Source organism: Polaromonas sp., assembly GCF_018780625.1.
In the GTDB taxonomy this organism is placed as follows: Bacteria; Pseudomonadota; Gammaproteobacteria; order Burkholderiales; family Burkholderiaceae_C; genus Polaromonas.
On the sequence record NZ_JADMJK010000029.1, the window covers coordinates 1 to 13935 of the forward strand.

Annotated in this window: 13 protein-coding genes; 8 read left to right on the forward strand and 5 right to left on the reverse strand. The window is 62.7% G+C overall.

The genetic code is table 11. The features are described from left to right. The 4 genes from IV091_RS02280 to IV091_RS02295 all read left to right on the forward strand — a co-directional run. The coding region (locus IV091_RS02280; protein ID WP_293464535.1) for a branched-chain amino acid ABC transporter permease at nucleotides 1–684 on the forward strand (684 nt) is incomplete at its 5' end. Then, on the forward strand, nucleotides 681–1703 hold the full coding sequence (locus IV091_RS02285) for a branched-chain amino acid ABC transporter permease (RefSeq protein ID WP_293464538.1): 1023 nt from the start codon (nucleotides 681–683) through the stop codon (nucleotides 1701–1703). The genes IV091_RS02280 and IV091_RS02285, both read left to right, overlap by 4 nt. Further along, entirely contained in the window at nucleotides 1696–2460 is a 765-nt protein-coding gene (locus tag IV091_RS02290) for an ABC transporter ATP-binding protein (RefSeq protein WP_293464541.1), read from the forward strand. The genes IV091_RS02285 and IV091_RS02290 overlap by 8 nt, the downstream gene beginning before the upstream one ends. Beyond that, entirely contained in the window at nucleotides 2457–3173 is a 717-nt protein-coding gene (locus IV091_RS02295) for an ABC transporter ATP-binding protein (RefSeq protein WP_293464544.1), read from the forward strand. Before IV091_RS02290 ends, IV091_RS02295 begins: the two co-directional genes overlap by 4 nt. Before the next feature lie 23 nt (nucleotides 3174–3196). Here IV091_RS02295 and IV091_RS02300 read toward each other — a convergent pair whose 3' ends face one another. Beyond that, nucleotides 3197–4039, reverse strand: coding sequence for an IclR family transcriptional regulator C-terminal domain-containing protein (locus IV091_RS02300; protein WP_293464547.1), 843 nt, complete (start codon nucleotides 4037–4039; stop codon nucleotides 3197–3199). A 121-nt stretch (nucleotides 4040–4160) separates the two neighbouring features. Between IV091_RS02300 and pobA the strand changes: the two genes are divergently transcribed. Further along, nucleotides 4161–5357 (forward strand): 4-hydroxybenzoate 3-monooxygenase, encoded by a 1197-nt coding sequence (gene pobA, locus IV091_RS02305; protein ID WP_293464550.1) that lies wholly within the window; start codon nucleotides 4161–4163, stop codon nucleotides 5355–5357. A 133-nt stretch (nucleotides 5358–5490) separates the two neighbouring features. After that, on the forward strand, nucleotides 5491–6396 hold the full coding sequence (locus tag IV091_RS02310; RefSeq protein ID WP_293464558.1) for a CoA transferase: 906 nt from the start codon (nucleotides 5491–5493) through the stop codon (nucleotides 6394–6396). Nucleotides 6397–6715: 319 nt separating this feature from the next. Here the strand turns inward: IV091_RS02310 and IV091_RS02315 are convergent, their stop codons facing one another. From IV091_RS02315 to IV091_RS02330, 4 genes are all read right to left on the reverse strand, one after another. Then, entirely contained in the window at nucleotides 6716–8986 is a 2271-nt protein-coding gene (locus IV091_RS02315) for a PAS domain S-box protein (RefSeq protein WP_293464560.1), read from the reverse strand. Between the two features lie 277 nt (nucleotides 8987–9263). Then, entirely contained in the window at nucleotides 9264–9998 is a 735-nt protein-coding gene (locus tag IV091_RS02320) for a hypothetical protein (protein ID WP_293464562.1), read from the reverse strand. Between the two features lie 179 nt (nucleotides 9999–10177). Continuing rightward, complete coding sequence (locus tag IV091_RS02325) at nucleotides 10178–12556, reverse strand: YgiQ family radical SAM protein (RefSeq protein WP_293464563.1); 2379 nt, start codon at nucleotides 12554–12556, stop codon at nucleotides 10178–10180. Nucleotides 12557–12704: 148 nt separating this feature from the next. Continuing rightward, nucleotides 12705–13163: a CHRD domain-containing protein gene (locus tag IV091_RS02330; RefSeq protein ID WP_293464566.1), complete on the reverse strand. Its 459-nt coding sequence runs from the start codon at nucleotides 13161–13163 to the stop codon at nucleotides 12705–12707. 186 nt (nucleotides 13164–13349) lie between these two features. Here IV091_RS02330 and IV091_RS02335 point away from each other — a divergent pair, with 186 nt between their 5' ends. Next, complete coding sequence (locus IV091_RS02335; protein WP_293464569.1) at nucleotides 13350–13541, forward strand: hypothetical protein; 192 nt, start codon at nucleotides 13350–13352, stop codon at nucleotides 13539–13541. Further along, complete coding sequence (locus IV091_RS02340) at nucleotides 13538–13864, forward strand: hypothetical protein (protein ID WP_293464572.1); 327 nt, start codon at nucleotides 13538–13540, stop codon at nucleotides 13862–13864. The genes IV091_RS02335 and IV091_RS02340 overlap by 4 nt, the downstream gene beginning before the upstream one ends. Nucleotides 13865–13935 lie beyond the last annotated feature (71 nt).

Consider the following 13935-nt stretch of genomic DNA (forward strand, 5'->3'; position numbering starts at 1 on the left):
AGCCTGAGCCTGGCCATCATCGTGGGCGCCCTGCTGGCGGTGGCGTTCGGCTTTGCGCTCGAATGGCTGCTGTTTCGCCACTTTTACAAGCGCGACCATCTGGACCAGGTGTTGCTCACGTTTGGCCTGATCTATATTTTTGAAGAGTTGCGCTCCATCGTCTGGGGCGACGACGTGCATGGCGTGCCGATTCCCGAGCTGCTCAGCGCGTCGATTCCGCTGACCGAGACCCTGGCCTACCCGGTCTACCGCCTGTTCATGTCCGGCGTGTGCATTGCGCTGGCGCTGGGCCTTTATGGGCTGATTTCCAAAACCCGCCTGGGCATGAAGATTCGCGCTGGCGCCTTCAACCGCGACATGGCCGAGTCGCTGGGCATCAACATCAAGCTGATTCACGCCGTGGTGTTTGCGCTGGGCGTCGGCCTGGCCGCTGTGGCCGGCATGATCGCCGCGCCGATTGCCAGCGTCTACCCGAACATGGGTGCGCAGGTGCTGATCATGTGCTTTGTGGTGGTGGTGATTGGCGGCATCGGGTCGGTGCGCGGCGCGCTGATCGCGGCCTTGCTGGTCGGGCTGGTCGACACCTTTGGCAAGGTGCTGCTGCCGCAAATGGCCGGCATGCTGATTTACATGCTGATGGCGGCAGTGCTGCTCTGGAAACCCGAAGGGCTGTTCAAGCAATGAGCACGGCAAAAGCAAACCTTGAAATCCTGCCGCGCGGCGTGCAGGTCACGCTGGCCCTGGGACTGGTGGCGCTGCTCGCCTTTCCTTTTACCGGCACCGACTACTACATCCAGATGCTCACGCGCATGATGATCATGGCGATTTTTGCCATGAGCCTGGACCTGCTGCAGGGCGTCACCGGCCTGGTGTCGCTGGGCCACGCGGCTTATTTTGGGCTGGCCGGTTATGCGCTGGCCTTTCTGATGCCGCAAGGCGAGCCGGCCAGCCTGTGGTGGACCTTGCCCGCCGCTGTGCTGGCCTCGGGCCTGGCGGCCTTGATCATCGGCTTTTTTGTGGTGCGCACGCACGGCATCTACTTCATCATGGTCACCATGGCTTTTGCGCAGATGGTGTTTTACCTGTTTTTTGACAACCGGGCGCTGGGCGGATCGGACGGGCTTTACATCAACTTCAAGCCCGATGCGTCGGTGGCCGGCTGGGTGCCGTTTGACCTGGACAGCAAGCGCACCATGTACTTCTTCACGCTGGGCGCGATGCTGGCGGTCTATGTCTTTTTGCGGCGCCTGCTCTGGAGCCCGTTTGGCCGCGCGCTGGCCGGTATCCGCGTTAACGAGCACCGCATGCGGGCCATGGGCTTTGGCACCTTTGGCTACAAACTGGCCGCCTTCACGCTGGCAGGCAGCCTGGCCGGGCTGGCGGGCTATTTGTGGGGCACGCAAACCGGGTACATCAACCCCGAGTTGATGGGTTTTCAGATGAGCGCGCACGCCATCATGATGGTGATTCTGGGCGGCATGGGCAACTTTGCCGGCGCCATCGTCGGCGCGTTTGCGTTTGAGTATTTGCTGCATGTGTTCAAGGACCTGCCGCAACTGGGCAGCGTGAACCTGGGCAAGCACTGGCAGCTCTGGATGGGCCTGTTCATTGTGCTGCTGGTGACGTTTGCGCCGCGCGGCCTGCTGGGGCTGGTGGAGCGCTTTGGCAAGGGCAGGAAAGGCGGGGAGTCGCCCCATGAATGACATCTTGCTCAGCGCCAAGAACCTCACCAAACGCTTTGGCGGGCTGGCCGCGGTCAACGGGGTGTCGCTGGACCTGCACCGCAACTGCATCCACGCGGTGATTGGCCCGAACGGCGCGGGAAAATCCACGCTGACCCACCTGCTGTCGGGCGACTTGCTGCCCACCTCGGGCACCGTGCTGCTGGGCCAGCACGACGTCACGGGCTGGCGCCCCGAGCGCATTTCCCGCCAGGGCCTGGGCCGCAGCTACCAGAAAACCAACATCTTCCTGCCTTTCAACGTCTGGGAAAACGTGCGGCTGGCGGCCCAGTCGCGCGAACCCCATGCCGCACGCTGGCTTCGGCCTGCTGCCAGTTTTAGTGCCGTCAATGCGCGCGCTGAAAGCGCCATAGAGCTTTCCGGCTTAAAAGACAGGAAGTTCGCCATCGCTGGCACCATCAGCCATGGCGAGCAGCGCCAGCTTGAAATTGCCATGACCCTGGCGACCGAGCCGCAGGTGCTGCTGCTCGATGAACCCCTGGCCGGTATGGGCGCGCAAGAGGCCGAACGCATGGTGGCGCTGCTGCTTGCGCTGAAAAAAAACCACGGCATCCTGCTGGTCGAGCACGACATGGACGCAGTGTTTGCGCTGGCCGACCAGCTGACGGTGATGGTCAACGGCCAGGTCATTGCCAGCGGCACACCGGCCCACATCCGCGCCGACGCGGGCGTGCAGGCGGCCTATCTGGGTGAAGACATTGGCGTGGAGCACCCATGAACAACGACCTGCTGATCAACGCCCAAAAAATCAACACCTATTACGGCGCCAGCCACATTCTGCGCAACCTCAACTTTTCAGTCGCGCGCGGCGAAACCATTGGCCTCATGGGACGCAACGGCATGGGCAAAAGCACCCTGCTCAAAAGCATCATGGGGCTGGTCAAGCCGCGTTCCGGCGCGATTGACATTGCCGGCCGGCCCATGATGGGGCGAGCGCCCTATGAAATTGCCCGGCTGGGCATCGCCTATGTGCCCGAAGGCCGGGGCATTTTCGGCAACCTCAGCGTGCTCGAAAACCTCAACATGGCGGCGCGGGCCGGCACGCGCGGCCAGCGCGACTGGACCTGCGAGCGCGTGCTCGACACCTTTCCGCGCCTGAAGGAGCGCCTGGGCCACGGCGGTCAGCAACTGAGCGGCGGCGAGCAGCAAATGCTCACCATAGGCCGCGCCCTCATGACCAACCCCGATGTGCTGATTCTGGACGAAGCCACCGAAGGCCTGGCGCCGCTGGTGGCCCGCGAAATCTGGCGCATCTGCCAGTTGGTCAAGGGCACCGGCATCAGCAGCATCATCGTCGACAAAAACTGGAAACACGTCACGCAAATCACCGACCGCAACGTGATTCTGCTCAAGGGCGAGGTGGTGTTTGAAGGCAGCTCGGCCGAACTGCACGCCCAGCCCGAACTGCTGCAGCAGTATCTGGGCGTTTAAGCGTTTAAGCGTTTAAAAAAGCCTTACAGCAGCGGGCGCAACTCGCGCGTTGCGTCCAGCAGCAGCGGCAGCAACTCGCGCTGCAGAGCCTGCGGCATCAGCCGCTGCGACGAACTCACCACATTGATCGCGGCCACCGTGCGCCCCTGCAGGTCGCGCAGCGGAACCGCCAGGGCAGTCACGCCGAGTTCGTGTTCTTCGCTGGCCACACAGAAGTCGTCCAGCCGCACCTGGTCGATCAGGCTTTTGAGCTTGCGCGCATCGGTGGTGGTGTGCAGCGTCAGCCGGGGCAAGGGGCCGGCCTCGGCCCGGGCCTTGAGCCAGGCGCTGACCTCCGCCTTTGGCTTGGCGGCCAGCAGCACACGGCCGGTGGACGTGGCGTGGGCCGGCAGGCGCGCCCCAAGATGCAGGCCATGGGCCAGCACGCGGGCTGGCGCTGTTTGCCCTTCACCCAGGATCTTCCACTCAAAACCACTGCGCGCAATGATCACCACCTCGTCGCCGTCCAGCACCGCCGCCGAAAACGAGGCCTGCGCCTGGGCCGCCAGCCGGTTCAGCGTGGGCTGCACGGCGCGCGGCAGGCGGGCGGTGGCCAGGTAACTGCCCGAAAACCGCAGCACCTTGGCGGCCAGCCAGAAGTAGCTGCCGTCGGTTTCAAGATAGCCCAGATGCGCCAGCGTGAGCAGGTGGCGGCGCGCAGCGGCCCGGGTAATTCCGGCCCGCTCGGCCGCCAGCGTGGCATTGAGCCGCTGGCGCTGGGTGTCAAAGCTCTCCAGCACCGCCATGCCCTTGGCCATGCCTTCAATCAGGTCGGGCTTGGCGATAGGAAAGGCGCCGGCGGCGCTATCGATTCTGTGAATGGCCATTGCGCGATCATCGCACAAATCTGCTGACCACCGTGCAAAGCCAGCCGTTGGCACTGGCCACAAGATGCCCCGCCGCGTACGCTTGCAGCACATCACCAACCAACGATCAACGGAGACCAACATGCGAGTACAAGTAGCCATTGTGGGCGGCGGGCCAGCCGGGCATTTGCTGGGGCAACTGCTTTACAAGGCCGGCATCGACGCCGTCATCATCGAGCGCCAGACGCGCGACTATGTGCTGGGGCGCATTCGCGCGGGCGTGCTGGAGCAAGTCTGCATCGACCTGATGGACGAGGCTGGCGTGGGCCAGCGCATGCACGCAGAAGGACTGGTGCATGGCGGTTTTGACATGCTGTTCAAGGGCGAACGCCACCGCATCGACATGAATCGCCTCACAGGCGGCAAAAACGTCATGGTCTATGGCCAGACGGAAGTGACGCGCGACCTGATGGACGCGCGCCAGGCGGCGGGGCTGACCACGATTTACGAAGCCAGCAACGTGACGGTGCATGACTTTGACACCGACAAACCCCGCGTGCGCTACGAAAAAGACGGCCCGAACGGCAAGGAAGTGCATGAAATCGAGTGCGATTTCATTGCCGGTTGCGACGGCTTTCATGGCGTGTGCCGGGCCAGCGCGCCGCGCAGCGCGATCCGCGAATACGAAAAAATCTACCCCTTCGGCTGGCTCGGCATTTTGTCGGACACGCCGCCGGTGCATCACGAACTGATTTACGCCAACAGCCCGCGCGGCTTTGCACTTTGCTCGCAGCGCAGCCATACCCGCAGCCGCTACTACCTGCAGGTTCCGCTGACCGACAAGGTCGAAGACTGGTCCGACGAAGCCTTCTGGCAGGAGTTGCGCCTGCGGTTGGACCCCGAAGCGCGTGCCAAGCTGGTGACTGGCCCGTCGATTGAAAAAAGCATTGCCCCGCTGCGCAGCTTTGTGACCGAACCAATGCGCTTTGGCCGCATGTTCTTGGCCGGCGACGCCGCGCACATCGTGCCGCCCACCGGCGCCAAGGGCCTGAACCTGGCGGCCACCGACGTGAAATACCTGTCCAACGCCCTCATCGAGTTCTACCAGGACAAGACCGAAGCCGGCATTGACAACTATTCGGAGCGCTGCCTGCGCCGCATCTGGCGCGCCGAGCGCTTTTCGTGGTGGTTCACCGGCCTGATGCACCGCTTTCCTGAAAACGGCGAAATCGGCCAGAAGTTTCAGGAAGCCGAACTTGACTACCTGATCCATTCCGAGGCCGGCGCACGCTCGGTGGCCGAAAACTACGTCGGCCTGCCGCTCGACTTCGGCGAATAAGGCATAAGCGGCATCTTGCGGGCTACGGTGTCGCCCGTTTTGCATGGCGGGGCAGTTTTTGCGTTAAATTAGTGGTTATTTTGGCCTGCAGCCCATGCAAATACTTTGCAAGCCGCTACTAATAAAAGAGCAAATGACACTCCCCTCCTCGCCAGCGCCAAAGCCCATCAAACCACTGCAGTCGCTCAAAGGCGTTCGCATCCTGAGCCTGGCGCTCAACCTGCCCGGCCCGGCCGCGTTGATGCGCTGCCGCCAGATGGGCGCCACCTGCCGCAAGCTCGAACCACCGGCGGGCGACCCGATGCGCCAATACAACGCGCTGGCCTACGCCGAAATGCACGCCGGAGTGAAGATGCTCAGCGGCGACCTGAAAACCGATGCTGGCCAGGCGCTGCTGCACCGCGAACTGGCCAAGTCCGACGTGCTGCTCACTTCGTTCCGGCCGTCGGCGCTGGTCAAGCTGGGCCTGACCAGGAAGGCGCTTCACCAGCAGCACCCGCAACTGAGCCAGATCGCGATTGTCGGCGCCCCCGGTGAACGCGCCGAAGAACCCGGCCACGACCTCACCTACCTGGCAGAAAACGGCCTGGTCACCGGTCTTGACTTGCCCGCCACGCTGTATGCCGACATGGGCGGCTCGCTGATGACCAGCGAAGCGGTGCTGCAGGCGGTGATGCACCAGCGCAGCAAGGGCAAGGGCAAGGGCGTTTACCTCGAAATCGCCCTCTCCGGCGCGGCGGCCTATCTTGCGCTGCCGCGCACCTGGGGCCTGACCCAGCCGGGCGCAGCCGTTGGTGGCGGCCACGCGGGCTACCGCGTCTATCCGTGCAAGGACGGCCGCGTGGCGCTGGCCGCGCTGGAGCCCCATTTCGCCGCCCGTCTGTGCGCGGCGGCGGGCGTTGAAGCGGCCAGCATGCAGGCCATGTTTACGGCCGCCACGCACGAGGCTGTCGCCGCCTTTCTGAGCACACGAACGCGCAAGCAACTGGACCAGCTGGCGCAGGCCAAAGACATTCCGCTGCATACGTTGGCCCGCTGATTTGGCCTGCTGGCCAAGCTGCTATTGACCCGCTATGCGGCGGCCTTGAATTCCCCACACCACACCGATGCGTAAACCACAGGAAAAGACCACGCATCGGCACTGGCTGCGTCGTGCCATGTGCCAACCGCCGCGGGAGGGTACCTGTGGCAATGGCCCTTTTGCAGGTCTGGCACAGACTCCAAATTAAAACGCCGCCAATACTGGCATTGATCGCATCTCATTCATGTTCTCCCTGTAACTTGTCTGGATTTTGTTCGGTGGTTTGTGACCTATGGCCGGGGGTTTTGAACCAGGGTTTACCATTTACCCGAAGCGGTCACCGCCGCATGCCGCAAGACGTTTGAGGCAACGTGAAGTAGAACGTAGCGCCTTCGTTCAATTTGCTTTCAGCCCAGACGCGGCCGCCGTGACGCTCAATGACGCGCTTCACCGTAGCCAGCCCGATGCCGGTTCCGGAGAAATCCCCGGGCGAATGAAGACGCTCGAAAGTGCCAAAGAGTTTGTGGGCGAAAGCCATGTCGAACCCTGCGCCGTTGTCTTTGACAAAAAAGATGCTCTCACCGCCTGTGTCCGGCTGCCTGCCCACCTCGATCCGTGCCTGCGCCTGCCTGGACGTGAATTTCCACGCGTTTCCCAGCAAATTCTGAAACACGGCCAACAGCAGGCGCGGGTCGCCCTGGGCGCTCAGGCCGTCCTGAATATGCACTTGTGCCTGGCGCTGAGGCTCCCGCTCGCGCCAGTCCAGCGCGATCAGCCGGGCGATGGCAGACAGATCGACGTGGTCTGACTTGATCTGCTCACGGGACAGGTGCGCAAGCGTCAGCAAGCCTTCAATCAGATTGCTCATCTGCTCGACCCCGGCGCGGATTCGGTCCAGGTAATGCTTGCCCTTTTCACTGACCTTGTCTGCTTCAATTTTCAGCAGCAACTGACTGAATCCATGAATGGTGTTGAGCGGCGAGCGCAGGTCATGCGACACGGAATAGGCAAAAGATTCCAGTTCCTGGTTGGCCCTAGCCAGTTGGGCCGTGCGCAGCAGCACCCGTTCTTCGAGTTCGCCATTGAGGCTGAGGATCTCTTCGCGCTGCTGCCTGCGCTCCGTAATGTCGCGCTCCACAGCCACCCAGTGGGTGAATCTGCCAGTCTCGTCGGCGATGGGCGCAATATCTGTTTCCAGCCAGCGCTCTTCGCCAGCCTTGGTGTAAATGACAATTTCCGCCCGCACTGCCTGCCACTTTTCCATGGCGCCGCGGATCCGGTCCAGTTCGGCTCGCTGGGTCTTCGGTCCCCATAAAAGCCTGGAGGTATTTCCCAGCGCCTCCTCGCGGCTGTAGCCCGTGTGGCGCTCGAAAGCGTCATTCACAAAAACAATGCGCGGACCCGCATCATCGAAGGCTTCGGCCTCGGTAATGACCACGATGTCATTCAAGCGCGACACCGCCGTTTCCAGCAGGTGCAACTGCGCCTGCTCCAGGCGCCTTTGGGTGATGTCCTGGAAATAGACGGCAAGCCCCGCTTCGGTGGGATAGACGTGAACATCAAACCACTTGTCCAGAGACTGATAAAACGCCTCAAAGCGGCTTGTGCGCTGCTCGTCAACTGCCGCGCGGTAATTGCGCTCCATCCAGGTGCCCACGGCCTCCGGGAATTCCTGCCACAAGGTTTTGCCCAGGATGTCTTTTCGGCGGCGCTTGAGCATGCGCTCTGCCTGACCGTTTACGAACGTGAACTTCCAGGCTTTGTCGATCAGGCAAAAGCCGTCCGTGATGCTTTCCAGGGTGGTGATGAGCTGCGTTTCCAGCGCAAGCGCGCGCGCCTCGGCCTCCTTTTGCGCGGTGATGTCCTGAAAAGCACCTTGAAGCCGAACGATGTTTCCTGCTGCATCGCGCTGCGCTTCACCGATCGAGCGCACCCAGATCTGCCGGCCCTTGGCGGTGAACTTGGGAAGCACAAAGTCATAAGGCGTGCCATGTTGCGCGCAAGCTTCCACAAGCTGGATCACTGTGGCCTGATGCTCTGGAAAAAAGTAGCTAATCCCCTCTTTAAGGGTTGGCTGATACCCCGGCGCTACGTCATGAATCACGCAGTTTTCGTCCGACCAGTTCAGCGTGCGGTCCGGCAGTTCAATGGTCCAGCCCCCCAGCCGCGCCACCCTGCCAGCGATCCGGTTCATGGAGAGGTTTTTCTCCAGATGCGCCGTGGCCTGTTTCAGGTCGTCAATATCGGTCAGCGTACAAAGCCATTGGGTCGTCTGGCCCGCCTCATCGCGTTGCGCAATCGATCGGTCCAGCATCCAGCGATAGGCGCCGTCAGCCCGGCGCAGCCGGTATTCGCGCTCACAGGGCGCGCTGCCGCACGCCTGCTCCCAAAGCCTGGACACGCGCAGGCTGTCATCCGGATGAATGAGACGGGTCCAGTCCTGGCCGAGGCTTTCCTCCATTGACAGTCCGGTGTAATCAACCCACCGCTGATTAAAGTAGGTGTGCGAGCCATCCGCATGCATGATCCAGACAATCTGAGGCATTGCGTCCATGAGCAGGCGGCACTGCGCATCGCTTACACGCTGAATCTGGCCGTGGGGGGTCATGGAGCGGGGGCTTTCATGGGTCGCCTTCTGCATCGCGCGGGAACACGCCCGATCCAAGCAGGCGCACATTATTAGCAATTAAAACTGGCGACTCTCCTGCGCGCAGGGAAAAACAGTTTTTTTGGTATCTTTTTAAATTTACTCGAAAAGCACTACCTTACAGCCACGAAAGTGATCTAATGCCATTTTTTGTGCATTAAACCCATGAATTAGCCTTTTTTCAGGGACAACAGCCGCCCGGTCGGTAGCGGCTCATGATCCGCACACTGTCAGGCGATCAGGCGGTAAATTCGGCCAGCTTCGCTTTAAGCGCTGCATTCTCCGCGCTGAGTTCGGAGATGGTTTGCTTCAGCCGGGCAATCAGGCCTTCAGGTGATTCAGGCTCCGTGCGGGCCACAGCCTTGCTTTCGCGCACCTGGCGGGCGGCTTGCTGCAGCTCTTTTTTGCCGCCGGCCACGGCTGCCACCTGCGCTTCAACGGGCAGCGAGGCCACGGTGGCTGCGGCGTTGATGGAAATCGCGCCCGACTTGACGGCGGCCACCAGCTCAGGCGCGGCGGACTTCTGGATTTTTTCAATCTGGCTGACGGTGTTGCTGCTGATGCGCGCGGACTTGGCAATGGCGTCGCGGGTGGTCACTTCGGGCTTGATGGGCGCTCCTGCTGACGGCTCGGCCGGCGCTGGCGGCACGCTCGCGGCCAGAATGTCTTTTTTGCGTAGCGCCAGCACGCCGCGCTGGAAGTCCGACAGGCTGCGTCGGCCCAAGTGCTGGTCGATCATCCACAGGTGAACGTCGTCCATCGACTTGAACTGGGTGTTTTGCACGGTGTTGAAGGCAATCCCGTGCTTGCTGCAAATGCCATAGCGGTTGTGGCCGTCGACCAGCACCTCACCCCACAGCACCAGCGCGTCGCGGCAGCCCTCGGCCAGCAGGCTGCGCTCCAGCGCCTCGTGCTCGTCGGGGGTCAGCGGGTCGATGTAGGCAAGAAGTTCTTCGTTGACGGTGATGTTCATGGTGGGACAGGAAGGTGGTCAGTGGCAGAGTCGCCATGTGGTTTGAGGTGCTATTGGGGCGGGCGGATCTTGCTATAAGTAAAATAGCTAACGACGCCCTAAACATAAAGGCCAGGCTCTATTTTAGTTACAAATAGAGCCTGGCCTGGTGGGCGCCTGCGCCTGGCGCAGACTGCGAATCAGCGCGGTTTACGCGAAGACTTCACGCCCGGCGGCTTGGCCGCGCCGTTGTCCCGCGGCGGCAGGCCGGTGTGCTGCGTCAGCAAGCGGCCCTTGACGGGTGCGGCCGGCTTCAAGGCCACGGTCGTCGAGTTCTTCTTGCGCGCGCTGGTGTAGCCGCCGTCGGTCAGCGGCTGATAGGTCGGGATCAGGTGGTGCTTGCCGTTGCCGATCAGGTCGGCGCGGCCCATGGCCTTGAGCGCTTCGCGCAGCAGCGGCCAGTTGTTGGCGTCGTGGTAGCGCAAAAAGGCTTTGTGCAGGCGGCGGCGTTTGTCGCCCCGCACAATGTCCACGGTCTCGCTGTCGCGCGTGATCTTGCGCAGCGGGTTGCGGCTGGTGTGGTACATCGTCGTGGCCGTGGCCATCGGGCTCGGGTAGAACGTCTGCACCTGGTCGGCCCGGAAACCGCTCTTTTTGAGCCAGATCGCCAGGTTCATCATGTCTTCGTCGCTGGTGCCGGGGTGGGCAGCGATGAAGTACGGAATCAAAAACTGCTTCTTGCCGGCTTCAAGCGTGAACTTTTCAAACAGCTGCTTGAACTTGTCGTAGCTGCCGATGCCCGGCTTCATCATCTTGGTCAGCGGCCCCTGCTCGGTGTGCTCGGGCGCGATCTTGAGGTAGCCGCCCACATGGTGGGTCACCAGTTCCTTGACGTACTCGGGGCTTTGCACCGCCAGGTCGTAACGCACGCCGGAGCTGATCAGGATCTTTTTCACACCCTTGAGCGCCCGCGCGCGGCGATACATCTTGATCAGCGGGTTGTGGTCGGTGTTCAGGTTGGAGCAAATGCCCGGGTACACGCAGGACGGCTTGCGGCAGGCGGCCTCAATCTCGGGGCTTTTGCAGCCGATGCGGTACATATTGGCCGTGGGACCGCCCAGGTCGGAAATCGCGCCGGTAAAGCCCTTGACGGTGTCGCGGATCGCCTCGATCTCACGGATCACCGAGTCTTCGGAGCGGCTCTGGATGATGCGGCCTTCGTGCTCGGTGATCGAGCAGAAGGTGCAGCCGCCAAAGCAGCCGCGCATGATGTTGACGCTGAAGCGGATCATTTCCCAGGCCGGAATCTTGGTGGCGTGGTCATGGCTGCCGTTTTCGTCGGCGTAGCGGGGGTGCGGGCTGCGCGCGTACGGCAGGTCAAACACAAAGTCCATCTCGGCCGTGGTCAGCGGGATGGGCGGTGGCGTGATCCACACGTCCCGGGCCGTGGCGCCTTCGCCGTGCGCCTGCACCAGGGCACGCGCATTGCCGGGGTTGGTTTCCAGGTGCAGCACGCGGTTGGCGTGGGCATACAGCACGGCGTCGCTCTTGACCTGCTCGTAGGACGGCAGGCGAATCACCGAGCGGTCGCGCGGCGGCACCCGGATTTTGCCCTGCATGGACGGCAGGCTGGGGTTGGGCACAAAGGTCAGCGGCTTGATGGCGGGGTTGGCCTGCTGCATCTTTTTCAGCGCGGGCGAGCCGGCCGACTCGGCGTTCACGGCCACCTCGGCGGCTTCGTCTTCGCGGGCGCAGGTGGCGCCCTGCTCCTTGGCCTGCTCCGAAATCATCAGGTAAGGATTGACGTGCGCCTCGACCCGGCCGGGCGCATCCACGCTGGTCGAATCAATCTCGAACCAGCCCTGCGCGGTTTCGTCGCCGCTACGGCGAACAAACGCCGTGCCGCGAATGTCGGTCATGTTCTCGATGGGTTCCCTGGCGGCCAGGCGGTGCGCCACCTCGACCACGGCGCGCTCGGCGTTGCCGTAGAGCAGCAGGTCGCACTTGGAGTCGATCACCACGCTACGGCGGACCTTGTCGGACCAGTAGTCGTAATGGGCAATGCGGCGCAGCGAGCCTTCGATGCCGCCCAGAATGATGGGAACTTCCTTGTAGGCTTCGCGGCAGCGCTGCGAATACACCAGCGCGGCGCGGTCGGGGCGCTTGCCACCGATGTCGCCGGGGGTGTAGGCGTCGTCGCTGCGGATCTTGCGGTCCGCCGTGTAGCGGTTGATCATCGAGTCCATGTTGCCGGCCGCCACGCCATAAAACAGGTTGGGCTTGCCCAGCACCTTGAAGGGCTCGGCGCTTTGCCAGTCGGGCTGCGCAATGATGCCGACGCGAAAGCCCTGCGCTTCAAGCATGCGGCCAATCACCGCCATGCCAAAGCTCGGGTGGTCGACATAGGCGTCGCCGGTCACGATGATGACGTCGCAACTGTCCCAGCCCAGTGCGTCCATTTCAGCCCGGCTGGTGGGCAAAAACCTGGCCGTGCCAAAGCGGGCTGCCCAGTACTTGCGGTAACTGGTCAGCGGCTTGGCGGAGCGCGTGAAAAAGGAGACGTCGACGGGGGCGTTCATGGGGCGATCGGTTGTAACTGCGCAAAATCACCGTGTGGATGCGCCAGCAGTTGAAAGTTAACCCGCGATTTTAAGGTTTTAAGCCGGGCCACGCACCGGCAAGGGACTCTTGGCGCGCTGAATGCCCGACCTGACGCCCGAATCTGGCTCAGTAGCGCGGTGTCATCTGGCCGCGCACTTCGCCCGCCGGATAGGCTGCCGTGTGGATGTTGGCGTACCAGCGGCCCGCCAGCAGATCGGCCGCTTGCGCTGGCGTCAGCGTGGCGCGGCCTTCCAGGGGGCTGCGAACCGGGCTGGGCCATGCCAGGGCCACGCCAGCGTTGGCGCCCACGGCCGCCGGGCCATGAAAGTGGGCGGCGGTAGCGGGGCCGGTCAAACCGGTGTAGTTGACCTTCCAGCGAAACAGATTGGTGTCCTTGTTGAGCACCGCGTCGACCGAGCCGCTGCCCTGGCTGGTGTTGGGCGGTACTTCGTTGCCAGCGCGCAGCTGGGTGGTAAAGGCCACCAGGTTGGACTGGCGCTCCATCATGCTGCAGCCTGACAACGCGGCGGCAGCCACCAAAATGGCGGCCAGGGAAAGACGGGTGACGTGGCGACGTGTAGACATGGCGGGCTTCCTTTTCAAGTTTAAAAATGATTGTCATGGGCGCATCAGCGGCCCGCCCTAGGACAAACCCGACACAAGCATTCGGGTTTGTAGGCGTTTGCCGCGAGTTGGCGTGCGGTACTGGTCTGGCGCCGAGCTGCAGCCTATGATTCGCCAAAACGCAGACTGATTACGTCTGGAGACATCATGAAACACCTTTTGCCATTAACCCTGATCGCCTTGCTGGGCTTGCTGCTCAGCGGCTGTCCTGACGCCAAACTGCCCACGCCGCCGCCGAATGTGCCTGTACCCAAAGCCGCTGGCAGCGCGCTGCACAAGCCCGCCGGCCCGGCCGATCCCGCAACCCCGCTGCCAGGGTCTGGCTGGGTGAGCGCATGAAAATCCTGATCGCGGCCAGCGCCGTCTGCCTCAGTGCCTGCGCGCTGCCGTCGGCCACGGGCACCGCTGAACATCCGGTCAGCATTGATGGCCGGACCTACCAGATCGGGCAGCTGACCAACAGCACCTGGATCGCCACGCCCAGCGGGATCGGCAAGCCGTTTGCCATCACGCAGTCCAGCCGGAGCGCGCTGCTGGACGCGATCGCAAAAGCATCGGGTTGCAAAGTGACCGACAGCGACTGGTCACGCCAGGGCCTGCAACTCGATGCCCAGGTCGATTGCGGCAGCAAGCTTGACCGCCAGGGCGCCTCCATGCAGTAGCATCCGGCCCAACCGCTTTACAGATCAAGCCCGGCGCCACAAAGAACTTTACGCGGCATGCGCAACGCCGT